The following is a 22,107-nucleotide window of genomic DNA, read 5'->3' as shown; positions in this document are numbered from 1 at the left end:
CCGCGCCGCCGTTCACTTGGTGCCGCCGAAACGGCGGTCCCGCGCGGCGTACTGGAGGCACGCCTCCCACAGGTTGCGGCGATCGAAATCGGGGAAAAGCGTGTCCTGGTAGACGAATTCGGCGTAGGCGGACTGCCAGATGAGGAAGTTGGAGCTGCGGAACTCGCCGGAAGGACGCAGGAACAGGTCCACATCCGGCATGTCGGGCTCGTCCAGGTATTTCGCCACCGTGGCCTCGGTGACCTTCTCCGGGTCGATCTCGCCCGCCGCCACCCGGCGCGCGATCTCCCTTGCCGCGTCGGCGATCTCGGCGCGGCCGCCGTAGTTGACGCACATGGTCAGCGTCATCACCGTGTTGTTCTTCGTGAGTTCCTCGGCGACTTCCAGTTCCTTGATCACGCTGCGCCACAGGCGCGGTCGCCGCCCCGCCCAGCGCACCCGAACGCCCATCTCGTGCATCTCGTCGCGGCGCCTGCGGATCACGTCGCGGTTGAAGCCCATGAGAAAGCGCACCTCATCGGGGCTGCGCCGCCAGTTCTCGGTGGAGAAGGCGTAGGCCGACAACCATTTGACGCCGATCTCGATGCAGCCCTCCACGGTGTCCATCAGCACCGCCTCGCCGCGCTCGTGCCCGGCGGTGCGCGGCAACCCGCGCTCCTGGGCCCAGCGTCCGTTGCCGTCCATGACGAGCGCGACATGGTTGGGCACCAGTTCCGGCGGCAGCTGCGGCGGCCGGGCTCCCGACGGATGCGGCGCGGGCGGACGCACGGCGCCCGCAGGCGCGGAGTCGGTCGCGGTGGCGGAGTCACGACGGAGAATCACGGCCTCTATCCTGCCTGATCGCCCTCGCCGACCCCACTGCCGCGTTGCTTCCTGACGAATTCCACGGTTCCGACCGGCACTGGTGACTTATTCTTTTCCCTATCGTGATACTGGGGAGGGGTTTCTCGAACGTGACCGATTTACCAGGCACCGGGACCGCGGCGGGTTTCCGCGCCACTCGTGAGTTGCTCGGCCTTCCGGTCCCGTGGTGCGCGCGGTTCTTCGCGGTCGCCGAACGCACCGTCGAGCGGTGGGAGAAGGGGGCCTTCCAGATCCCCGACAGCGTGGCCCGTGAGCTCGCCGCCATCGCGGACGAGACCGAGCAGGTGGTCGAGGCCATGGTCGATGCCATCGACGCCGGGGAGATCTCCCCCCGCCTGCACACCTACCGGACCAACGACGACTACGCCAAGCACGAGCCGGACACCCGCTACCCGGCCACCTGGCATCGCGCCGTGTGCGCCCGCGTCATGAACGAGCTGCCCCAGGTAGAGCTCCAATTCGTGGAGTAAGCGGCGGCCTCGCCTGAACCCTCGCTACCTCAACCCCGCGCGGGCAGGGGCGGAGTCCGTGCGTCTTTGGATCGCTCGATCAACGGCAGAGTGCGCAGCTGGCGTTCCAGATGCCACTGCAAGTGCGCCGCGACCAGCCCGCTGGCCTGCTTGCGCACCGCCTCGGGCGTCGCCTCGACCCGCTCCCACTCCCCCCGCAACAACGCGACCAGCAAGTCGAGCACCCCCGGAGCGGGCGTCGCCGCACCCGGCGGACGGCAATGCACGCACACCGCGCCCCCGGCCGCGACATGGAAGGCCCGATGCGGGCCCGGTGTCGCGCATTTGGCGCATTCGTCCAAGGCGGGCGCCCAGCCGGCGAAACCCATGGCGCGCAACAGGAACGCGTCCAGGATCAGTTCGTGCGGGCGCTGTTTGGCCGCGATGGCGCGCAGGGCGCTCGCGGTGAGCGCGTGCAGCCGTGGCGCGGGCGCGCGCTCCTCACCCGCCAGGCGCTCGGCGGTCTCCAGGACGGCGCACGCGGTGGTGTAGCGCCCGTAGTCGTCGATGATGTCGGCGGCGAACGCCTCCATGGTGTGCACCTGGGTGACGGTGTCCAACGTGCGCCCTGGGTGCAGCTGCACGTCGATGTAGGAGAACGGCTCCAACCGCGCCCCGAACCTCGACTTGGTCCGCCGCACCCCCTTGGCGACCGCGCGAACCAGCCCGTGCTGTCGCGTGAGCAGCGTGACGATGCGGTCCGCCTCGCCCAGCTTGTGCTGGCGCACCACTACCGCCTCGTCCCGATACAACCGCACAGGTGGAGTCTACGGACCTCCGTCACCGGGCCAGGAAGTGCCAGCCGAACCATGCCCACACGAGGACGGCGGTGATTCTTGCCGGTCGTGTGCTGGTCAGGTAGGCGATCGTGTCTCCAAGCGTCGCGACCAGGTCCCGGCGCAGGTGCGTGAGCACGGTCATGGCGAGCGCTGCCGCGCAGAGCAGGGCGAAGCCGAGCAGGGCGATGGATCGGTCGCTCATCTGGACACCAGCCACCAGCCGGCCGCGAGCCACACCGCCCATCCGGCGAATCGCAGCGGCCAGTGTTCCAGCGCCGGGTCGAGCAGCGTGGACAAAGTCGGGTGTTCCTGACTCGGCTGGTTCAGGGCGGGCTGCCGCAGCAGTGTGTAGGCCTCCCACCCCGACGCCGCGACCAGCAGCGCGGACCACACGGCGACGCCCCGCCTGAGCGGGGCGGTGCGCGGAGGTCGCTGGATTCGACGGCGCGACGTCAGTGCCACTCCGGCGAGTGCCGCGATCGCCACCATCGCGGTCGCCTGCCAGCTGAACGGCCTGGTCGCGGCGCCGCATGCGGCCAGAACGAGCCCTACGGCCTGCGGCGTCGCACGCCGCCGGAATCGATGTGCCGAGCGCGCTGGTTGCTCTGTCACACGCGCAGGATAAGACCCCGGGGGGCGGAATCGGGGCAGGTGACAATGTCGCCCGCGTGGCTTTCGGTGAGCCGACGCCCCCGCTCCTGTCCTGGCCCAGCGTGGCCGGCCCGGTTCAGCCGTCGGCGCGCAGGAGGCCGGAGATCAACAGCAGCACCGATTGCTGGGTCTGGGCGCGGGCGAGATCGGGGTCCTCGGCGTGCGCGACGATGAGGGCGGCCTCGCTGACCACGCTGACCACGAGCTGGGCCAGGACGGGAACGGGGGCGTCGGCGATCAATCCGGCGTCGCGGGCGCGCTCGAGTTGCGCGGTGATCAGGCCGAGACCGTGGGCGGATTCGAATTCGCGCCAGGCCTGCCAGCCCAGCACGGCGGGGGCGTCGGTGAGCGCGATCCGCAGCATCGCGGGCCGCTGGCAGATCTCCAGGAACAGGCCCAGCCCCACCGTCATGCCTGCCATCACATCGCCGGGATCGACCGCGGCGATGGCGTTCTCGATCTCCTCGGTGATCTCGACTTCGATCTGCTCCAGCACCGCGAGGAACAGTCCGCGCTTGTCGCCGTAGTGGTGGTGCAACGCGCCCCTGGTGACGCCGGCCTCGGTGACCAGCTCCTCGGCGGAGGTCCCCGCGAAGCCGCGCTCGGTGAACAGGCGGCGTCCCGCCTGTTCGAGCGCGGCCTTGGTCGCTCGGGAGCGGTCTTCCTGGCTACGGCGTGGCATGCAGCCGAGTGAACTCCAGAATTGATTCGGCGAGCAACTCGGGCTGATCCTCCGACACGAAGGTGTAGGAGTCGTCGATGAGCTTCAGCTGCGCGTTCGGCAGGTCGTGGGCCAGGCGTTCGGCGAACGACACCGGGAACAACCGGTCCTCCCGCGCCCAGGCCAGCAGCACCGGAATGTCGACCTCGGCGAAGTGCCGCGCGGCCTCCAGGGTGTACCGGCGATGCGCCGATTTCAGGAAGCGGCGCAGGTCTTTGCGGATCGCGGCGGACCTGCGGCTCGGCAGGAGATAGGAGTCGACGATCTCCGGCGGGACGGGCCGCTTGGTGACCCAGCCGAAAGCCAGCGGCAGCCGGTGCAGCGCGCGGATGCGCAGCAACTCCGTCAGGGGTCGCAGCGAGCCGGGAATCCTTGCCAGCAGCGGCAGCGCGGTGAACGGCTGTGGCAGGAAGCCCTCGTAGCTGTCCACCGAGGCGAGCACCACCCGGCCGACGCGGGAGCGGTCGCGGGTGAGCAACACCTGGGTGATCGCTCCGCCGGTGTCGTTGGCGACCAGGGTGACGTCGGTGAGGTCGAGGCGTTCGAGGAACGCGGCGATGAGTTCGGCGACACCGGTCGGAGTCAGCTCCGCGTCCGGCACGGGGATCTCGTGCGAGCCGAGCGGCCAGTCCGGCGCGAGACAGCGGTACCCGGCCGCCGCGACGACGGGCACCACCTTGCGCCAGACGTCCGCGTTGACGAGCAGGCCGTGCACGAAGACGACGGGGGCGCCCTCCCCCGTCTCGTAGTAGCGAATGCGGCCGCCGGGCAGGTCCACTTCGTGGGTGCGGCCGAGTGCTGCGCTGGTTGCCATGGGTCCTCCCGGTGATCGCTGTTCCAGACCACTGTTACATACATACGGTATGTATGTCTAGGCGCCGGATCGGCTGAAGACCGCGTCGACCGCGTCCTTCGACGCCGACACCGCGTTCGCCAGGGAGGCGATACCCGCGACCGACTCTCCGAGCGCGTAGAGGACCCCCGCGAGCACGATCCGATTCGGTCGCTCCTTCGCCGCCTCGGCGGCCGCCCGTCGAGTCGTCTCCTCGACCAACTCCCGTTCCGCCAGGTCGATGTCACACCGGCTGATCCGGTCGAGCAGATCGCTCAGGACGGAACGCAATTCCCCCACGGCTTCCGCAGTTGCCACATTGTTGTTCCTGGTGCGCCTTCGGCGGGCACGCCCGGAACACCTACGGCAGAAGACGTGGTGGTCACGGCTGGAATGCTGACACTCGGCGCATCGCACCTCGCCAGCCAAGCATTTGCCGAAATCGAGCCGAGCGGAATCCGGATGCCGTACCAACTCTGACCGGTTACCGGCGGCACCCGGGTTCCATCCGGCTCGACACGTGTCCTTACCGGCAAGATCTTGCCGACGCGATGGCGCTAAGAACTCGCGAGCATCGCCAGGAACTCCCCCTCGCCCATTTCGTTCCAACGCCCATGCGCTCCGGCACGCCTACCCGGCAGCAGCGTCTCGAGATCGACGCGGTATCTGCCCGACGACAGCCCGCTGCCGCAGGCGATCAACCGTCCGGCCAGGCCGGCCAGCGTTCCCGCGAGCGTGACCGCGGTGGCCAGTTGCGGCCACGCGGGCAGGGTCCGGCCGACTTCGGTCAGCGAATAGCGGGTGCGTGCGGTGATGTCGGGGCCGACGATGGCGGTCGCCAGCGCGATCCGCCGGGCCGGATCGCGCAGTTCGGCGGTCGTCAGTTCGGTCAGGTCCCCCGCTCGGCCATGGGACAGCGGATAGTCCGGTTGCAGGTCGTAGCGCTCCACGTCCACGAAGGCGTTGTCGCCGTGGTCGGTCGCCATGACCACGGGGACGCCGAGCGCACGGGCTCGCCGCCGGATGTCCACCTTCAGCGCGAGGTCGTCCATCTCCTCGATGAGCACGGTCAACGGCGCGGCTGCGCCAGGACCGGCCAAGTAGTCCGAGGCGTGCTCCGGTTGGTAGCCGGCGGGGAAGGCGGCGATCTCGGAGTAGGGGTCCAGCTCCAGTGTCCGGCGTTGCGCCAGCGTGAGTTTGGACTCGCCGAGGTCGCACACCGACGCCTGGAGCCGGTTCAGGTTGGTGCATCCGAGCGTGTCGTGCTCGGCGAGCCGGAATCGGCGGGCGCCCGACAGCGCGCAGACCGCGAGTGCGGAAGCCCCCACACTCAACCCCGCGACTCCGACCACGGCGCCGGACCAGGCCCGTTGCTCTTCGCCGGTGAGCAGGTGCCGGTTCCTGGCGGTGCGCAGCCGCCAGAAGTGCTCTCGATCGGGCAGTTCGACGACCGTCCGCCGCCACGGGTACACGACGTAGCGGCTGATCCGATCGACCGCGACGCCGGCCAGGTAGTCCCTCAGCTCCGCTTCCGCGGCCGCGGTACCCGCGGCGAGATCGGGCCGGTCGATCAACGCGAGTTCCCTGGCCGCGCCGGCCCACCCGTCGACCAGCCGGTACCCGGATCCCGGCGCGCACAGTTCGGCGATGCGCCGCCGGTCGCGTTCCGGATGCAGTATCTCGATCATGACCGGACCCCCGTCCACCTGTGCTTGACGCCCGTCTCGAAGCCCGCGCTGCCAGGGCTGTGCAGGGTGATCTCCGGCTCGGCGGCCGGCCCGAGCGTCCGGTGCAGGCGCCGGTACTCGCTGTTGGTCCGCGCCAGCGCCTCGACCACCTTGCGCCGCAGCAGCGCGGTGAATCCCGGTGCGGGACAGACGCCGTCGCGCAACTCCACACGCAACCGCAAGGTCTGCTCGAACCGTGCGTCCGCGTCGGTCGCCAGCACGAACTTCCCCGTCACCGTCGGACCGATGTCCGGGTCCTCGAGCGCGGCGCGGACGTTCTCCGGGTAGATCTCCAGCGCGTAGAACGACGCGGCGACATCGGTACGGCGGTGCAGGGCGAGGAACCCGCAGGAGTCGGTGGAGGTACGGACCGGCATGCGGTGCCCGTGCGCGTCGAGAACGGCGGCGAGGTCGGCGGCGGAGAAGATCCGGCCGACGTCGTTGATCCGGTAGCGCAACAGCGGGATCGCGGTATCGGCGCTGAACAGGAACCGGCCTTCGGCGTCGGCCTCGGTGTACCGATAGTCCGCGTCGTACTCGACGAAGGTGGGTTGCAGCTGCGCGTCCGCGAACAGCGCCTCGCTCAGCGCGGGATCTGCGGCGGCCGCGCGACGGACGGCGACGCTGGTGGCGGTCTCGCAGCCCATGATGCCCGCGTCGGCGGTGCCGTAGACCACACGGATCTCGCCGGGCTGCCCCGGCTTACCGATCCGGTCGAGCACGTAGTCGCGCCATTCTTCGGTGATGGCCTCGCCCGCCAGGAGCACGCGCAGGTTCTGGCGCAGCACCGCCGCGGGCGCACGATCCAGGACGTCCTTGACGAACGGCGGGTAGCCGGCGAGCACGACCTGGTCGTAGTGCGGCCCCAGTTCGGCGATGTCGGCCAGGATCGTGTCCGGTTCGATGCCGGGCGCGATGGTCGAGATGCGGTGCCCGCGTTGCCGCAGCGCCGTGGCCGCCGCGTAGGTGTAGGTACCGCCGATCCAGTTGCCCATCGCGAACCCGACGACCAGCAGCGTGGAGCGCTGCCGCGTCTGGAAGCTGTCCCGGAACACCCGTGCGTAGAGTTCGACGGCCTCTTCCTGGGCGACCAGATCCCTCGGCCAATAGCTGGGCCTGCCGGTGGAGCCGGAGCTGCACGACCAGGTTCCGGCCGCACCCACGTCGCCGTGCCAGAGCAGCATGTTCACCGGGTAGTGCCGCAGATAATCGGGTTTGGTCATCGGCGGTAGCGCGGCGAAATCCTCGACGGTGCGGATGTTTGCCGGTTCCACTCCGCGGCGCGCGAGAAAGTCGGCGTAGGCCGGAACGTGAACGGCTGCCCTGCGGAAGGTGTCGAGTGCGCGCTCGAATCCGGGTCGAGACCCGGTCGGCAACAGCAGTGACGGTGCGGACATGGTGGTGATTCCTTTCCCTCCCCACTCCGGCGATTCGCGGTGCGCGGTCGCGCCGTGGGTTCGGAAAACAGCGTCTGAGCACGGCGTACGGCCGGGAAAGAAGTCAATACAAGGTCCATACGACACGCGGCGCCGCAGCCTGGATCTCGCTAGACTCCCGTCATGAGCGATGGGGGCGCGGCGGGGGTCGATCCTGGAACGATCTGGACGCGAGAGGAATTCGCGGCGGCTTTCACGCGTCTGCGCACCACTGCCGGGCTCACCGTCCGGCAGGTCGTCGACCGGTCCGGCGGCCTGCACGGCACGGTTAGCGGATGGTTCGCCGGTCATCATGTGCCGACCGAGCAGAACGAGCGGATGTTCCGGGAGGTCCTGACCGTCTGCGGGGTCGGCGACCCGCAGGAGCAACAGCGGTGGCTCGCGGCGGTCCGGCGGGTGCGCCCGACGAGCGGACGCAGGCGCAGCCAGGGCCCCGTGCCGTACCGCGGGCTGGAACCTTTCCAACCAGACGACGCCGAATGGCTTTTCGGCCGCGCGGAACTCACCGCGGCACTGCTCGAGCGCGTTTCGGCACTGGCAGGAGCCGAACAGCGCATCCTGATCGTGACCGGCGCTTCCGGCTCGGGCAAGTCGTCGCTGCTGCGCGCGGGCCTGCTCCCCGCCCTCCAGCGCGAAGGCCGCACCGCGGCGGTCGTCACCCCGGGCGCCCACCCGGCACACGTCCTGCGGGAGTCGGCAGGCGTTCTGGTCATCGACCAGTTCGAAGAGATCTGGACGCTGTGCCTCGACGACGACGAACGGTCCGGCTTCCTGTCGGCGGTCGCCCGCGACGCCTGCGGCCGGACCTTCGTGCTCGGCCTGCGCGCGGATTTCTATCGCCACGCCGCCGAAGAGCCGTTCCTGCACCACGCGCTGGCGCGGCATTCGGTCCTGGTCGGCCCGCTGAGCAAGCAGGCCTTGTGCGACGTGATCATCGAACCGGCGCGAAAGGCGAACTGGACCGTCGAAGACGAACTCGTCCAGCTGCTGATCATGGAGCTCGCGCCGCGCGGGTCGTCCGAAGCCCACGACCCGGGCGCGCTGCCGCTGCTGTCGCACGCCCTGCTGGAGACCTGGCAGCGGTCCAGCAGGCGAAAGATGACCGTCGCCGACTACAACGCCGTCGGCGGTATCGCGGGCGCCATCGAGCAAACGGCGGAAACGGTGTATCGCGGGCTCACCGAGCCGCAGCGGCAGATCGCACGCCGCACGTTCCTGCGCCTGCTCAACATCGACGACGACATCACCACCCGACGCCGGGTGCAACGCCAAGAGCTGTTCTTCGACCACGATTCGGTGGCGAACGTGAACACCGTGATCGAACGGTTCGCCGCGCACCGCCTGCTCACCGTCGAGGAGGAGACCGTCACGATCACGCACGAGGCGCTGATCGGCGCGTGGTCTCGCATGCACGGCTGGCTCGAGCACGACCGGGAGAGCCTGGCGGTGCACCGCCGCCTGACCCAGGCCACGCAGGTCTGGCTCGACAACAACGAGGACACCAGCGCGCTGCTCGGGCCGGCGCGGCTGGAATTCGTCCAGGAGTGGACCCGCAGCGACGGGCATCTCCGCGACCTCAACCAACGCGAACGCGACTACATCGCCGCCAGCATCGCCCACCAGGCGGAGATACGGGCCAGGGAGCGCCGCCGCACCCGGATATTGCAGCGGATGGTCGCCGGTCTCGCGACCGCGCTGATCGCGACGATCGTTTTGACCGGTGTCGCGCTGGTGGCCCGATCCAACGCGGCGCACGCACGAGACGAGGCGTTGTCGCGCCAGGTCGCGCTCCAGGCGCAGCGGCTGCGCGGCACCGATCCCGCGTTGTCGGCGCAGTTGGCACTGGCGGCGTTCCGGATCCAGCCGACGCTCGAGGCCCGTTCCGCGCTGTTGGACAGCACCGCGGTGCACACTCCGACCCGGCTGCTCGGTCCGGACGGCGGCACGCTGGTGGCCACCGACCGGTCCGGCGGCGTGCTGGCCGTCGGCCGCAGCGACGCCACGATAGATATTCATCTCTTGCGCCTTGGCAACGGCCCCGGCCGGCGGGGCGCGGCGGACTTCCGCGGCCGCATCCCCGCTCCCGCTCCCGACGCGGTCCTCGGCTCGGTGACGATGACGCCGGACGGTTCGCTGCTCGCCGCGGCATTCGGCGACCACATCGATCTGTGGGATCTGGCCGACCCGAACGCACCCCGGCTGCTGGTCACCCTCGCGGGCGCCCGGTATCGCACCGCGGGCATCGATCCCGGCAAACGTTCCCTCGTCGCGACCACCACCGCATCGGAGATCGTGCGATGGGACATCACCGACCTCCGGCGCCCGGTCCGGCTCCCGGACCTGCGACTGCCCGCGGGCGCTCCCGTCGTCGCGTTCGCCCCGAACGGCAAACTGCTCGCCGCCGCGGGAAACGCCGGAGCGCTGCGCATCTGGGCCGCCGATGCCGTCGAGGACATCCCGCTGGCGGACGTCGCGCCCGACAATTCCCCGGCGCAGGCGCTGTCGCTCCGGTTCAGCCCGGACAGCACCGTGCTCGCGGTTCCCGGCCGCGCCAACGAGGTACGCCGCTGGGATGTCCGCGACCCGGCCCGCCCTGCGGCACAGCCGTCGCTGCGTGGATTCACCAGTTACGTCAACGACGTGGCCTTCAGTCCGGACGGCACACGGCTGGCCGCGGGCAGCTCGGACAACAAGACGCGCGTATGGCGGCTGGACACCGACCAATTGGAGATGGAGCTGCCCAACCCGGTGATCGTCGTATCCGTACGGTTCGCGCTGGAGGGGCGCGCGGTGGTGACGGGCAGTCTGGACGGCACCGTCCGGATCTGGCCGCTGCCCGGGCCGATCCTGCGCGGCGCGCAGAGCGTGGTGTTCCAGACACCCGTCGACCGCAGCGGGAAACTCATGCTCGTCGGCACCGGTGCTTCCGACGGCAACGCCCATCTGTGGGACCTCGGCGCTCCCGAGACGCCGGTGGAATACGCGGCGCTGCCCGTCGGTCCGGACGAGCGAAGCTGTGGAGCGGTCGCCCTGGCCGGCGATGGTTCGACGGCGGCGGTCGGCACCCGCGCCGGTTCGGTCCTGCTCTGGGATCTGCGCGATCCGGCGCATCCGCGGTTGACCGCGAAGGTGGCCGCCGTCGAAGGCATCGTCTCGGCCATGACCTTCACGCCCGACGCCAAGACGCTCGTCGTCGCGGGACAGGACGATCCGACGGTGACGCTGTGGGATCTCGGCGATCTCGCCGTGCCGCGGCGGCTCGGCTCGCTCTACACCGGCCCCGGCCTGCCTGGCATCGCGGCCGTCGACGCGGCAGGAACGCAGCTCGCCATCGCCACGTCCAACGAGTCGGTGTACCGCTGGGACATCCGTGATCGGACGCGGCCGCGTGAACTGCCGAAGCTCTCCGGTTTCACCAACGACCTGGCCGCCGTGGCCTTCAGCCCCATCGCCCCGATTCTCGCCGCGGGCAGCATGGACCACACCGTCAAACTGTTCGACCTGTCCGATCCCGAAGCGCCTCGCCATCTGTCCACGTTGACCGGCGCCGCCGACGCGATCATCACCGTCAACTTCGGCCCCGACGGCAGGCGGCTCGTCGGCGGCGCCAGCGACAACGGCATCTGGGTCTGGGACATCGCCGACCCGCGCGCTCCGCGACGGGTGGCGGTGCTCGACGCGTACACCGGGCGGGTCAACGATGCCGTGTACGCGCTGGACGGCCGTCTGCTGCTCGCCGCGGGACCGGACCGGGTCGTGCGCGTCTGGGCGACTGACGTCGACCAAGTCGCCGCCGACCTCTGCGACAGCGGCAGCGGGCCGATCACCGCCGTCGAATGGCAGCGGTACCTGCCGACCATCGCCCAGCGAGGTCTCTGCGCGAAGTAGCGCACCGGCGAGCAAGATGTTGCACAGCCCGGCCACCGTCACGCAATTGGTTACCGAAGCTGCTGCGCAGCAAGCACTTTCATGCGTGACGAGTTGTGCGAAATGCCAGATCCGATAACGATCGGCCCCTTGTTACCGCCTTCGCGCGGTCCATACTTGATTCCACTTCCATCACCGCCGACGCGACAGAGAACTCTCCACCGGGGGCCCACGAGAGGGGAACCATTCATGCGACTTCTCGTCGCTTCACCGCTCGGAGATGTCATCGAACCGACCCTGTCGGCGGCGTTTCCGGCGGCGAACGTCATCGTCGCTCACGACCGAGCGGAGGTGGCCGGCGCTCTCGCCGACAGCGCGAGCTTCGACGTGGTGCTCGCGGACCTGGTGTGGAACCACCCCGAGCAGGAATTCCGCTTCGACGGGTTGGACGTCGTGGACATGGTGCGCGCGAAATCCGCGCGCACACCGGTCCTGCTGGCCGGGCAAGGGCACAGCATGGAGCAGGATCATCTCGACGAGGCCTATCACCGCGCGGACGAGATCGCCGGCGTGCACGAGAAAGCAGCGGGGATTTCAGCACTGCTGTCGGCAATCCGGCACGTAGCCGATGGGAAACACCTTCCGCGCCGACCTCCGCCGAACGGCGTCCCGTCACTCTACGAACTCTTCACCGGCCCTGAAGGCCAGATCGCGGGACGGCTGGCCGGAGCGATCGCCGCAGGCAACACCTGGGATCCGGGCTCTCTGGCCGCCGCGGCGAACGTGGGCGTGGACACGGCCCGTTCGATCGCCGACGGCCGTCTCGGGTGGATCATCGCGCGACGTGGCGAGAGCGATTCCCGAGGAGAGCTGACTCCCGCCGTCGTGTACCGCTGGTGCGGAATGCACGCGCGCTATCTGGTGAGCTGGTGCCGCCGCAACGGGCACACGGAAGTGCTGACCCGGTGACGCCGGATCGCAAATCTCCGGTCTCAGGCGAATCGCGGACCGAGGACATCGGCATGCCCGTTCCGGCGGCACCAGCTGATGAGGTAGTGCGCGTGCTCACCGCACCAACGGAAGACCGCGCCCTGGGTCAACGGCGTTCCCTCCGGCAACTCCCCGCGAGCGAGGATGATCGGCCCGATATACGTGTTGGCCGCTTTGTTGGCCGTATTGAGACCGACGCTGGCGACTTGCGCGAGAGAGTTGTAGTCCCACGCCGACTTGGACGCGATCGCACCGGCGAGCCGGCCCGCCGTCTCGCCACGCTGGTCGGTGAACAGGGTGCACAACGCGGGCGGCCCCTGCGGCGGCGGCGCGATCCGCCTGCTGCGGCCGGTCGCGGCGCGTTCGATGGCCTCGAGCAGCGCGGGCACGCCGGACGACTTGTCGTAGAACTCGGCGATCTCCGCGGTGCGCAGCCGCGCCTCGTCGAGGTGGTCCCGCTCCATGCTGTGGCCTTGGGCGGCGAGCAGGACCTCGCTCTCGCGTTTGGTGTCCCGGAGCAAGTCGAGAACATCCAAACCGTCGAATCGGTACTCCATTTCGGGCTTGTTCCAGATCAGATCCGAAATGACCACATCGAACCGAAAACGTCCCACGATTTGACTGCGCACCTCGTCGACATCGGAGGCGATCGCGACCGTCGATGCCGGAAAATGTTGCTTCAGCGTCGGAGCGATGATTCCCCCCAGTGGCGAGGCGACGAGTACTCGTAAGCTCGGTTCCATCACGCGATCTTCAACGCTGGGGATACGCAGGGGCAAGATCTGAAAGCCCTTTCGAACCAGTAGGTTTCGAATTTCGGTATTCCTGGCAAGATCTTGCCCACCCCGCCGTTTCGCGAGTTACTTTGCGGCAAACGTCTATTTGGTCAAGTGATTAGTCGCACGATCGGCGCAGAGGCAAATTTTCGGCACCGCCGCGTGTTTCGATATTCGGACGGTCATCGGACGCCGCACCGGTGTGCGCGCACCGCGGGCAACCATGCTGCCTCCGGCTGACCATTCGACGACAACCCGAGGAAACCCCTGTAGATGGTCATCTTTCTGCTCTATGCCCTGTTCCATCTGGTCCTGCTGGGATCGGCGATGCTTTTCATCGTCTACTGCTTTCGAGTGGTGCTCGAACCGAACGACCTGATGGAATCCACCATTCGCGGCTGCATGCTGATCGCGGGCGGACTCGTCGTCCTGGCCACCCATGTCGCCGGACTCACCGTCGCCGAGTTGGCCGTCAGCGCGCTGTCCAACGCCACGCCCATCGCGCTGCTCGCGGGCACCGTCCTGCCCGGAATCGCGGGCGCCGCCGTCGGCTGGTACTTCGTGCACGTCTTCCCCAAAAGCGAAGACATCGCCAAACGCATCACCATCTTCATCGGCGCCATCTCGATCATCGAATTCCTCTTGGTGTACGCCCAGGCCATCCGCACCTCGGGCCTCGCGATGGGGACCGCAGTGATCCCGAATGTCGCCTTCGTGGTCGGAATCATCATCTACGTCGGCATCACCTACACCCATCAACCGGACCGCACCGACGGACGCCCCGGCGATCATTCCGACCGCCGGTTCGTCCGGTGACGCGGGCAGCCGAGTAGAGGAAACACAAGATGGACGTGTTCTCGAAACGTCGTTGCCCCTATTGCGGTCACGTGGTGATGCTCGGTGAACTGCCGATCGTCGCGACCAACCGCGTCAAACGCAGACCGGTGGGAAACGGCGGCGGACAACAACTCTTCGCTCCGGCCGTGCACGTCCCGGTGTACGACGTCATCCGCAGCTGGCCCGTCGTCGTCGAAGCTCCGCTGAACACGACCGCCGAACGCCTGCACAACCGGGTGCTCCAGAAGGCGCTGCCGCCCGCACTCCCCCTGCTCAGCGACGTCGATCCGGCGCTGGTTCCGCGCCGCCTGTGTCATCGGTGTGCCACTCCGATGCCGGAGGACATCGACAACTACCCGATCTACACCATCGCGGTGGTGGGAACCAGCGGAGCGGGCAAATCGCACTACTTGACGAGCGCGCTGCGCGAGGCCGTCTACCGGCAAGGGCTGGAGCACTGCGACTTCACGGAATTCACCTTCGACAACGACAGCGGCAACCGATTCGACAACGACTACTTCATACCGGTGTTCCGTCAGCGATTTCTGCTCGCGCCCACCCCCGAGGGCACGGACGTGGCACGTAATCCGCTGGTGTGCAAAGTGGCTGTGGGACAGAACGATCCGGCGCTGGTCCTGTTCCACGACGTGGCCGGGGAGGACTTGGCCGATCCGCGCCGCCGCGCTTCGACCGCGGGATTCGTGCGCCGTGCGGACGCCACGATCTTCCTGATCGATCCGCTGTCGCTGGATCGGCCCGACGGGCGGCCATGGCCGGTCGACGGCGCTGTCGACACCGCCTACGCCAATCAAGCGAACCTGCTGAACGCGTGCATGGAAGAACTCGATCACGCGCATCGCCGGCAGACGCCGATCGCGATCGCGCTGTCCAAATCCGATCTCGTGGCGAACGCGCTGGGACGCCCGGTCGCGTTCGCCGCGCCTGCCGACATGAGTTCCGTCGCGGCATGGCGCAAGGACGCCGAGTGGATCGACCAGGAGGTCCGGCAGGTCCTGCGCGAATTCGGCGGCAACGACGTGGTGGCGGCAGGCCGGCGGCGGCCCGGGGACCTGGTCTCCTTTCACGCCGTCGCCGCTATCGGGGATACCCCGAACGCCGACACCATCGACGTGCTGAAGCCGGTGCGCTGCCTGGATCCGCTGCTGATGGTGCTGCTCCGCTTGCCCGAGATCAGCGGTCGCCGCGGATGACAGAGCTGGAGCAACTTCTGTATACGCGCGTACCCCGCGGCGCGGCGGGCCTCGGCCTGCAACCTGTCGCGGCGTCACGCGGATTGGCGGATCGCGAAGACGTGCTCACGCGAGCCGCGGTGCGACTGTGCCGATACACCGCTCCCCGGGGCAGTCATCGCGATTCCGCCACGCCCGTGTCCTACGGGTGGACGGACTTCGAGGGGATGCGGTTGGTGTTCCGCCGCGGCCATCTCGGGCTGGATACGACCGGACGCCCCGGCAACTTCTACGCCCACGTAGTGGCCGGACCGGCGGCGGCACTTCCCGTGCACGAACTGGCGGCGCGTTTCGACTCGCCGTTCTGGTGGCGGGGCGAATTACCGGTGGGCCCCGTTCTGCCCCGAATCGGCCTGGGCGAGATTCCCGCCGCGCCGCTGCGGGCGCTCCACCCGGAAGAGCTGTCGGACGTCGTCGCTGCGATTCTGGCGCACGACGGGCAACTGCCGGTGATCCTGCGGAAACCACCGGAGGTGATCGTCGCCGCGTTCGCCGAATTGGCGTGGCGGCTCCCCGAGGTAGCCGAAGGGCTCACGCTGTCCACCTACGAAACCTCCCGTTTCGTCGACGAATTCGATATCACCGGTATGGCGGTCACCGAACGGTCGCCGCTGCGAGCCCAGGCCGATCAGCCCTCCTATCCGGCTACCCGAGTCAGCCATGCACGTCTCATCCTCTCCGACGACGCGGGCCAGCGCGCCGTCGTGCGCGCTGCCGTCGGCGCAATGCGCAGTGGTGACGCGGCGAATGGCGAAGGCGTAACGCTCGATGCCGTCCTGCGCTGCATCACGGTGCTCACCACCGGGACGCCGGATCACGATCTGCTGCTGCCCGTGCTCCGCCGCGAAGGCGGCCTCATGACGGTGCTGGCGCTGCCGAACGGCAGCGACATCCTCGTCGCTCTCCTCCTGGATTCCGGGTCGCCGGCGTGGGAAGCACTGCGACAACTCGATTCCGTCCGCGCGAATCAGGCCGGCGAGGTGGCAACCCGATTGGGGCGGGAGATAGCGGACCGATCGACCGCGCGCATGCTGGGCGAGTATGTGCACAAGATCGGGCGAAGTCTCCACCGGTACCGTGACATCTGTTTGCTCGAACTGCTCCGCCGCTTGCCGCCCCATGTCCTGCACACCGCCGACCTCACCTTCGCCGACCGGCGCGTGTTGCTGCACATCGCGGGGCGCTGCGCGGACACCACCGCCGTCATCGGCCCTCTGCTCGACACCACCGTCGCCGATTGCCTGCGCATCGCGGACGATGCCGGACTGCCGGTCCGGGTGCGGGCGACCGCGCTGGCACGCGCGTTCTCGGCCACGCGCAAGGACCCCGCGACGACCTTGGCCCGGCTGCGCCATCCCGGAGACCTGGCCTCATCCTTCGTCGAGGCGCTACCTTCCGTCGCACCGCTGTGCGAGGCTGTCGGCAAGCTGGATCAGGTGCTGGCCTACAGCGTCGCGACAGCTACCGCGCAGGCGCTGGATCCGCGTGAGCGCCACCTGCTTCTGGGCACGGTTCTGCCCCGTCTCGATGCCGGCCGCCGCCCCGGATTCCTGGCCGGAGCACTGACCGCAGCACCCGAACCCGATCCCGCATGGGACGTCGTCATCTCGACCGTCATAGGCGAGTATCTGGTGGTTCGCGGCCAGGACGGACGGCGGCCCGCCTGGGTGACGGAGGACATCACCTACCTCGCCGGTCTGGGTTACGGCCCCCGCTCCGCCGCGTGGCGTCAACTGCTCAGCGCGCCTCACGCCACCGACCTCGGCGACGCCTTGGGGGCGGCCGCCGATCCGGCGCTCGTGCGTTATCGGCCGGTGACGGTGCCGATGCTGCTCTATCGCTACCGGCTGCTGATCAGGACCCCGCGGGAAGTGGACCAGGCGATCGGAGATCTCACCACCCGAGGACTCGCGGCCGGCGAGCGAGACGCCCTCGACCTCTTGATCGACGCCTGCCTGCCCGGTGACGCGGCCCCGTTGGCAGCGGCGATCCTGCGTCATGTTTGCTCCCGCCTGGCGACGGGCCACCGCGACTTCCACCTTCGACTGCACCCTCGGGCTCGCGGCTTGCGGGCGCGAATGACCGCGATCGCCGCCGTCGTCGGGTACGTGGAAGTCGGAGCCATCCTCGGCAAGGAGATCGAGGACGCGAGGGTGCGGGCTTGGCTGTACGACATCTATCAATCCATCGCACCACTCCCGGGGCAAGCCCTGCCCGAGCGCCATTGGGGATGGCGCACCTTCCGGTGAGTTTCCCGCAGCGCCCCAGACCGTCGAAAACGGAAATCCGATCGAAAGGATCGAACAATGCGCAATTCCCTCCGCGTGGCCCTTCCGCTCTCCGCCGCGGCGGTGTTCCTCGCCCTGGGCGTGCCGAGCGCATCGGCGGCGTCGACCACCGTGAGCGGCACGATCGGTTGCATCAACAGCGCCTCGCCGGTCGGGGTGTGGATCCAGGCCAAGACGTCGAAATCCGGATGGGCGCAGACCAAGGTCCCGGTCCGGCTCGGCGGCCACTCCAAGGTCGACTACTCCTTCACCCTCGACAAGGGCGGGGACTATCAAGTGCACGTCGGGTGCGGGGGCACGCCGCAGAAGTGGGCGAAATCGCTGAAATCGAAGGATGTCTCGGGCACCAAGAACGATTTCCTGTGCAACGACATGGACCGGCTGTCGGTGGCCGCGTTCAACGCGCTGGTCGGCCGCATGTTCGGCAGGCCCGATCTCACCCAGGGGGTGCCATACGGCGAATGCAAGCACATTCGCTGACGCGAGCCTTCCACTCGTGGCGCGAGCACTGCCAGCGGCTTTCGTCATGCAATGCAATCTGGACGATTGACCAAATTGGCGCTACCGTCTGGTTGACCACGACGAGACGGAGCTCACATGACGGTGTCCGATCCTGCTCACGCGCCCGACACGCGGGAGCTGGGCCTGGCCGAACTGGCGTCCGCGATCGCGGGCGGCGCGGTCACCTCGACCGCCGCGGTCGGCGGCGCGTTGGACCGGATCGACGCGGCGCAGGGCACCCTCAACGCCTTCCGAGTCGTGCGCCGCGAACGGGCGCTGGCCGAGGCCGCCGAAGCCGACCGGCGACTGGCCGCTGGGCAGCGATTACCGCTGCTCGGCGTGCCCGTCGCGGTCAAGGACGACACCGACGTCGCAGGTGAACCGACCGCCTTCGGCTGCGGCGGCGACTTCGCGCCGAAGACGGAGGACGCGGAATCGGTGCGGCGTCTGCGCGCCGCGGGCGCGGTGATCGTCGGGAAGACCAATACTTGCGAACTCGGGCAGTGGCCGTTCACCAGCGCCGCGTGGTTCGGGCACACCCGCAACCCCTGGGACCGCACGAGGACTCCGGGCGGATCCTCCGGCGGAGCTTCGGCGGCCGTCGCCGCCGGATTGGTCCCCGCCGCCCTCGGCTCCGACGGCGCGGGCTCGGTTCGCATCCCCGCCGCGTGGACGAACCTGGTCGGCATCAAGCCGCAGCGCGGACGCATCTCCACCTGGCCGGAAGCCGAGGCGTTCTACGGGCTCACCGTGAACGGGCCGCTGGCGCGCACCGTCGCGGACGCGGCGCTGCTGCTGGACGCGGCGGCCGGTCCGCACCAAGGGGACCTGCACACCCCGGAACCGATCACGGCATCGGACGCCGTCGGCCGCGACCCGGGAAAACTGCGGATCGCGCTGTCGCTGCGAATACCCTTCACCGCGACCAGGACCGCGCTCGATCCCCAGATCGAGCAGGCGGTGCGCCGCACCGCCACCACGCTGCGGGCGCTGGGCCACACCGTGACCGTGGCCGACCTGCACTACGGCATCTTGATCGGCGCCTCGTTCCTGCCTCGTTCGCTCGCTGGTATCCGGCGGGTCTACCACCGCATGCCCGGCCTGGAAGTAGATCCGCGCACCACCGCGAACGCTCGAATCGGCCGGGTGCTCGACGGCCCCGCTCTCTACGCGGCCCGTCGACTGGAACCTCTGCTGCACAAGCGGATCGGCACCTTCTTCCGCGACTACGACGTAGTCCTCACCCCCACCACCGCCACGCCACCACCCCGCGTCGAGGAGATCGACGGCATCGGCGTCAACGCCACCAACAACCTCATCACCGCCGCCTGCCCATACACCTGGCCGTGGAACGTCCTCGGCTGGCCCAGCATCAACATTCCCGCCGGCTTCACCGACACCGGCCTCCCCATCGGCGCCCAACTGATGGGCACCGCGAACACCGAACCCATCCTGATCTCCTTGGCCGCCCAACTCGAATCCGAACTGAACTGGCAGAACCACCGGCCAACACCTTGGTGGTGAGCCCGCACCACAACGCTGTGCCCCCGTCATTCTCGGTGCGCTCAACCCGCTTCCGCCCACCAACTACTCGCGTGATCAGCCGCGTCGATGCCAAGCAAGTCCGCTGGTGTGCCGATTGCCGATGCAGTATGGTCTCGGCCGTCCGTGGAACGCGAGGAGATGCCGATGGCCGATCGTCACCTGGTAGACGTTCATATACTGCTCGTGCGCGACGACAAGCTACTGCTGACTCAGCGTCGAGGAGACATGTTCGCAGGCCAGTGGCATCTGCCATCGGGCAAATTGGACGCGGGCGAGCCGATTACGACGGCCGCCGCCCGAGAAGCCCGTGAGGAAATCGGCGTGCTCATCGACCCGGCCGACCTCGGATTCGTTCACGCGGTGCACGCCGCCGGTTCAGGCCCGGAACCACGGCTGGGTCTGTTCCTACAAGCACGGCGTTGGATCGGGGAACCGGTGAATCGAGAACCGGACAAGTGCGCGGCTGTGCGATGGTTCCCGATCGACGACCTCCCCGACAACTTGATCGAATACCCCGCCGTCGGAATCCGCGCATTCCTCGACGGGCGAGCGCCGTTCAGCGAGCATGGCTGGGATATACCGCACGCAGTCGCCGACATCGGCGTCTAACCGGCGGCAGCGCGCACGTGCTGGGCATGCGCCAAGTCGACCAGTTTGGCACGGATGTAGCTGGTGGGTGCCTCCGCGAGCTGGAGATCGACCGAAAAGTTGAACTCGTCGCGGGCGAGCATCGACTCGTCGACACCCCCGCTGGTCAGGTCCACCGGCGAATAGTTCAGAAGTTGTTCCGCCTGGTAGCGACCTGTCGCCATGAGTCGATGCCATTCCGGCGTTCCGGGATAGGGGCGAAACTCGAACACCGATGCGCGGAATCGTCCGGGCAGCTGATCGGTAGCTTCCCATAGCCGGTGGATCAGCCGCTCGGTGGCGTCGATCTCTCGGCGGGTCTCACCGGGAAATCCGAGAATGAAATATCCCTCACGCCGATGCCGCGTTCGGCCAGTCGGGTCACCACGCCGACCGCCATTTCAGGTGTAATGCGCTTGTCGATGTACTCGAGCATCCGGGTGCTGCCGGACTCGATACCGAGCGCGACTTCACGCAGACCGTTCGACGCCAATAGATCGAGCGTCGCATCGTCAGCTCGATGCAACACGTTGATCCGGCCGGTGGCATCCCAGCGCGCCCAATCGCCGACCTGTTCGGCCGCGAAGGCACGCATCATGGTGTCGATTACGCGGCGTGCCCCGAGAAACAAGTCGTCGACGAACCGGAACGCGGTGACGCTGCGCTGTTCGCGAAGCCCAACCATTTCATCGATGATGTTGTGCGGGTGGCGAGTTCGGATGGTGACATCCGGGTTGGCGCTGACCGCCGCTCCGCAAAAGGAGCAGTTGTATGGGCAGCCCCGAGCACCGACCATGTTCGCTTCCCACCACGCATGCTCGTAATGCGGGTCCTGACACAGATAGGTCCGGTCGACGAACGGCAAGGTATCAATGTCGGGTGCGAGATGATGCGTTGCGCCCGGCACTCCACCGGTGACCGGAACTCGCATGATCGGGTCCAGCCACATTACGCCTGGTAAGCGAGATCGGTTGCGGTGATCATCGAGCAGCTCGGAGACCCGGGTCTCGGCTTCGCCGAGTACCAGCGCGGCGCACCGCGTCATGCGTGGATCGGTCAGTATTCGGCGCGGCATGGCTTTGGCGTGATGTCCGCCGAGCATGACCTCGATGTCCTGGTCGAGCCCGGCGGCGATGCGGGCGCTGATCTCGTATGTGGGGGCGAGCAGGTTGAACCCCGCCCACCGTGGCTTGGTGGCATTGATGAGGTCAATCGTCTGGTCGATGCCCAAGCCATGGGCTTCGGCGTCGAGGACACCGACGTTGAATCCCTGCTGTGCGGCGTAGGTGGCGACAGGTGCCAGCCACCGATCGCCCGATAGAACGCATGTGCATCTGCTGCCTGCGGCTGGACTGCCAGCGTCGCCCGTTGCTCGGGGCGGCTATCCAGCAGGATGTCGAGCAATCGGCGGCCGAGGCCGTGTCGACGTGCCGACTCATGAACGGCCAGATCGATCACGGCGAAGGTCCTACCGGGCCATTCCTGTGTGATTTCCGGCGGTACCTGCTGCTGGAACCCTTCCCACCACCCGGTGTCGGTGGTCAGGGTGGTTCCGTACACGAATCCGACTAGGGCGTCATCGGATGTCGCGAGAGCCACGCCGAACCCCGGCCTGGTGATCATGTCGGTGAGCATCTGTCGATGGCGCTGCGACTCGGTGTCCGGCCAAACGTACGGTGCCGCCGAGAATACTTCGTCGTACAGCTCGCAGATCGCATCGAAATGCTGCCGTGCGTCATCGGTGGTTCCGAGCCGGACCGCAATAGCGTCGTTCATCTACCCGACCATAGATTCGGGATGCCACCATGAGTTGAAAACTTCGGCCGAGCATGCGAATCGAGCTATCTCCAACTCACTGAGTTCGAGATAGCCCGATTCGCGTTCCGCCCGGTACACACCGGAGTGAC

Annotated in this window: 21 protein-coding genes and 1 pseudogene; 9 read left to right on the top strand and 13 right to left on the bottom strand. The window is 68.2% G+C overall.

The annotated features are described in order from the left end of the window. Positions 1 to 12: 12 nt before the first annotated feature. A complete protein-coding gene (locus ACH49X_RS15180) occupies positions 13 to 822 on the bottom strand; it encodes an isoprenyl transferase (protein WP_195077642.1) in 810 nt (269 codons plus the stop codon). Between the two features lie 131 nt (positions 823 to 953). Between ACH49X_RS15180 and ACH49X_RS15175 the strand changes: the two genes are divergently transcribed. Next, positions 954 to 1,334 carry a DUF1870 family protein gene (locus tag ACH49X_RS15175; RefSeq protein ID WP_195077641.1) on the top strand — a complete coding sequence of 127 codons (381 nt, stop codon included), beginning with the start codon at positions 954 to 956 and terminating at the stop codon, positions 1,332 to 1,334. Between the two features lie 29 nt (positions 1,335 to 1,363). Here ACH49X_RS15175 and recO read toward each other — a convergent pair whose 3' ends face one another. From recO to ACH49X_RS15135, 8 genes are all read right to left on the bottom strand, one after another. After that, complete coding sequence (recO, locus tag ACH49X_RS15170) at positions 1,364 to 2,131, bottom strand: DNA repair protein RecO (RefSeq protein ID WP_195077640.1); 768 nt, start codon at positions 2,129 to 2,131, stop codon at positions 1,364 to 1,366. Between the two features lie 22 nt (positions 2,132 to 2,153). Continuing rightward, positions 2,154 to 2,354, bottom strand: coding sequence for a DUF6186 family protein (locus tag ACH49X_RS15165; RefSeq protein WP_195077639.1), 201 nt, complete (start codon positions 2,352 to 2,354; stop codon positions 2,154 to 2,156). After that, positions 2,351 to 2,764 carry a hypothetical protein gene (locus ACH49X_RS15160; protein WP_357104665.1) on the bottom strand — a complete coding sequence of 138 codons (414 nt, stop codon included), beginning with the start codon at positions 2,762 to 2,764 and terminating at the stop codon, positions 2,351 to 2,353. Before ACH49X_RS15160 ends, ACH49X_RS15165 begins: the two co-directional genes overlap by 4 nt. 115 nt (positions 2,765 to 2,879) lie before the next feature. Further along, positions 2,880 to 3,485, bottom strand: coding sequence for a TetR/AcrR family transcriptional regulator (locus ACH49X_RS15155; RefSeq protein WP_357104663.1), 606 nt, complete (start codon positions 3,483 to 3,485; stop codon positions 2,880 to 2,882). Continuing rightward, the gene (locus ACH49X_RS15150; RefSeq protein ID WP_357205211.1) at positions 3,472 to 4,338 is read right to left on the bottom strand and encodes an alpha/beta hydrolase; all 867 of its coding nucleotides are present in this window, start codon (positions 4,336 to 4,338) and stop codon (positions 3,472 to 3,474) included. Before ACH49X_RS15150 ends, ACH49X_RS15155 begins: the two co-directional genes overlap by 14 nt. A 57-nt stretch (positions 4,339 to 4,395) precedes the next feature. After that, positions 4,396 to 4,674, bottom strand: coding sequence for a hypothetical protein (locus ACH49X_RS15145; RefSeq protein WP_357104657.1), 279 nt, complete (start codon positions 4,672 to 4,674; stop codon positions 4,396 to 4,398). Between the two features lie 239 nt (positions 4,675 to 4,913). Further along, a complete protein-coding gene (locus tag ACH49X_RS15140; RefSeq protein ID WP_357205208.1) occupies positions 4,914 to 6,044 on the bottom strand; it encodes a ThiF family adenylyltransferase in 1,131 nt (376 codons plus the stop codon). Further along, positions 6,041 to 7,480 carry a phenylacetate--CoA ligase family protein gene (locus tag ACH49X_RS15135; protein ID WP_195077633.1) on the bottom strand — a complete coding sequence of 480 codons (1,440 nt, stop codon included), beginning with the start codon at positions 7,478 to 7,480 and terminating at the stop codon, positions 6,041 to 6,043. The genes ACH49X_RS15140 and ACH49X_RS15135 overlap by 4 nt, the downstream gene beginning before the upstream one ends. A 162-nt stretch (positions 7,481 to 7,642) precedes the next feature. On the opposite strand from ACH49X_RS15135, the gene ACH49X_RS15130 reads away from it, so the two are divergent. Beyond that, positions 7,643 to 11,407 carry a hypothetical protein gene (locus ACH49X_RS15130; protein WP_357205205.1) on the top strand — a complete coding sequence of 1,255 codons (3,765 nt, stop codon included), beginning with the start codon at positions 7,643 to 7,645 and terminating at the stop codon, positions 11,405 to 11,407. 228 nt (positions 11,408 to 11,635) lie between these two features. Beyond that, positions 11,636 to 12,355, top strand: a complete 720-nt coding sequence (locus tag ACH49X_RS15125) for a response regulator transcription factor (protein WP_195077631.1) — start codon at positions 11,636 to 11,638, stop codon at positions 12,353 to 12,355. A 23-nt stretch (positions 12,356 to 12,378) separates the two neighbouring features. On the opposite strand, the gene ACH49X_RS15120 is transcribed toward ACH49X_RS15125, so the two are convergent. Next, positions 12,379 to 13,119: a response regulator transcription factor gene (locus tag ACH49X_RS15120; protein ID WP_195077929.1), complete on the bottom strand. Its 741-nt coding sequence runs from the start codon at positions 13,117 to 13,119 to the stop codon at positions 12,379 to 12,381. 306 nt (positions 13,120 to 13,425) lie between these two features. Between ACH49X_RS15120 and ACH49X_RS15115 the strand changes: the two genes are divergently transcribed. From ACH49X_RS15115 to ACH49X_RS15090, 6 genes are all read left to right on the top strand, one after another. Then, the gene (locus tag ACH49X_RS15115; protein WP_357104643.1) at positions 13,426 to 13,968 is read left to right on the top strand and encodes a hypothetical protein; all 543 of its coding nucleotides are present in this window, start codon (positions 13,426 to 13,428) and stop codon (positions 13,966 to 13,968) included. A gap of 29 nt (positions 13,969 to 13,997) precedes the next feature. Then, positions 13,998 to 15,200, top strand: a complete 1,203-nt coding sequence (locus ACH49X_RS15110) for a hypothetical protein (RefSeq protein ID WP_357205202.1) — start codon at positions 13,998 to 14,000, stop codon at positions 15,198 to 15,200. After that, entirely contained in the window at positions 15,197 to 17,488 is a 2,292-nt protein-coding gene (locus ACH49X_RS15105; RefSeq protein WP_357205199.1) for a hypothetical protein, read from the top strand. The genes ACH49X_RS15110 and ACH49X_RS15105 overlap by 4 nt, the downstream gene beginning before the upstream one ends. A gap of 57 nt (positions 17,489 to 17,545) precedes the next feature. After that, positions 17,546 to 18,007, top strand: a complete 462-nt coding sequence (locus ACH49X_RS15100) for a hypothetical protein (RefSeq protein WP_195077627.1) — start codon at positions 17,546 to 17,548, stop codon at positions 18,005 to 18,007. 117 nt (positions 18,008 to 18,124) lie between these two features. Next, complete coding sequence (locus ACH49X_RS15095) at positions 18,125 to 19,552, top strand: amidase (protein WP_357205197.1); 1,428 nt, start codon at positions 18,125 to 18,127, stop codon at positions 19,550 to 19,552. 87 nt (positions 19,553 to 19,639) lie between these two features. Then, positions 19,640 to 20,182, top strand: coding sequence for an NUDIX domain-containing protein (locus ACH49X_RS15090; RefSeq protein ID WP_357205194.1), 543 nt, complete (start codon positions 19,640 to 19,642; stop codon positions 20,180 to 20,182). Here the strand turns inward: ACH49X_RS15090 and ACH49X_RS15085 are convergent. From ACH49X_RS15085 to ACH49X_RS15075, 3 genes and pseudogenes are all read right to left on the bottom strand, one after another. After that, the gene (locus ACH49X_RS15085) at positions 20,179 to 20,385 is read right to left on the bottom strand and encodes a hypothetical protein (RefSeq protein WP_357205191.1); all 207 of its coding nucleotides are present in this window, start codon (positions 20,383 to 20,385) and stop codon (positions 20,179 to 20,181) included. The two genes, ACH49X_RS15090 and ACH49X_RS15085, sit on opposite strands and share 4 nt — an antisense overlap. Positions 20,386 to 20,486: 101 nt before the next feature. Further along, positions 20,487 to 21,503: a B12-binding domain-containing radical SAM protein gene (locus tag ACH49X_RS15080; protein ID WP_357205421.1), complete on the bottom strand. Its 1,017-nt coding sequence runs from the start codon at positions 21,501 to 21,503 to the stop codon at positions 20,487 to 20,489. 62 nt (positions 21,504 to 21,565) lie between these two features. After that, positions 21,566 to 21,976 (bottom strand): annotated as a pseudogene (locus ACH49X_RS15075) (GNAT family N-acetyltransferase); the annotation flags it as partial. Positions 21,977 to 22,107: the final 131 nt, after the last annotated feature.

It is taken from the genome of Nocardia sp. NPDC019323, from assembly GCF_044389845.1.
Lineage (GTDB): Bacteria > Actinomycetota > Actinomycetes > Mycobacteriales > Mycobacteriaceae > Nocardia > Nocardia implantans.
Note: the sequence above shows the minus strand (reverse complement) of the source record. Positions and strands in the feature narration are given on the sequence as shown.

What these genes read in the sequence shown, in the direction of transcription:
- ACH49X_RS15120 (WP_195077929.1), bottom strand. Translation starts at nt 13,119, where the DNA reads ATGGAACCGAGCTTACGAGTACTCGTCGCCTCGCCACTGGGGGGAATC.
- ACH49X_RS15105 (WP_357205199.1), top strand. Translation starts at nt 15,197, where the DNA reads ATGACAGAGCTGGAGCAACTTCTGTATACGCGCGTACCCCGCGGCGCG.
- ACH49X_RS15155 (WP_357104663.1), bottom strand. Translation starts at nt 3,485, where the DNA reads ATGCCACGCCGTAGCCAGGAAGACCGCTCCCGAGCGACCAAGGCCGCG.
- ACH49X_RS15115 (WP_357104643.1), top strand. Translation starts at nt 13,426, where the DNA reads ATGGTCATCTTTCTGCTCTATGCCCTGTTCCATCTGGTCCTGCTGGGA.
- ACH49X_RS15140 (WP_357205208.1), bottom strand. Translation starts at nt 6,044, where the DNA reads ATGATCGAGATACTGCATCCGGAACGCGACCGGCGGCGCATCGCCGAA.
- ACH49X_RS15135 (WP_195077633.1), bottom strand. Translation starts at nt 7,480, where the DNA reads ATGTCCGCACCGTCACTGCTGTTGCCGACCGGGTCTCGACCCGGATTC.
- ACH49X_RS15100 (WP_195077627.1), top strand. Translation starts at nt 17,546, where the DNA reads ATGCGCAATTCCCTCCGCGTGGCCCTTCCGCTCTCCGCCGCGGCGGTG.
- ACH49X_RS15090 (WP_357205194.1), top strand. Translation starts at nt 19,640, where the DNA reads ATGCCAAGCAAGTCCGCTGGTGTGCCGATTGCCGATGCAGTATGGTCT.
- ACH49X_RS15095 (WP_357205197.1), top strand. Translation starts at nt 18,125, where the DNA reads ATGACGGTGTCCGATCCTGCTCACGCGCCCGACACGCGGGAGCTGGGC.
- ACH49X_RS15085 (WP_357205191.1), bottom strand. Translation starts at nt 20,385, where the DNA reads ATGGCGACAGGTCGCTACCAGGCGGAACAACTTCTGAACTATTCGCCG.
- ACH49X_RS15150 (WP_357205211.1), bottom strand. Translation starts at nt 4,338, where the DNA reads ATGGCAACCAGCGCAGCACTCGGCCGCACCCACGAAGTGGACCTGCCC.
- ACH49X_RS15125 (WP_195077631.1), top strand. Translation starts at nt 11,636, where the DNA reads ATGCGACTTCTCGTCGCTTCACCGCTCGGAGATGTCATCGAACCGACC.
- ACH49X_RS15165 (WP_195077639.1), bottom strand. Translation starts at nt 2,354, where the DNA reads ATGAGCGACCGATCCATCGCCCTGCTCGGCTTCGCCCTGCTCTGCGCG.
- ACH49X_RS15110 (WP_357205202.1), top strand. Translation starts at nt 13,998, where the DNA reads ATGGACGTGTTCTCGAAACGTCGTTGCCCCTATTGCGGTCACGTGGTG.
- ACH49X_RS15130 (WP_357205205.1), top strand. Translation starts at nt 7,643, where the DNA reads ATGAGCGATGGGGGCGCGGCGGGGGTCGATCCTGGAACGATCTGGACG.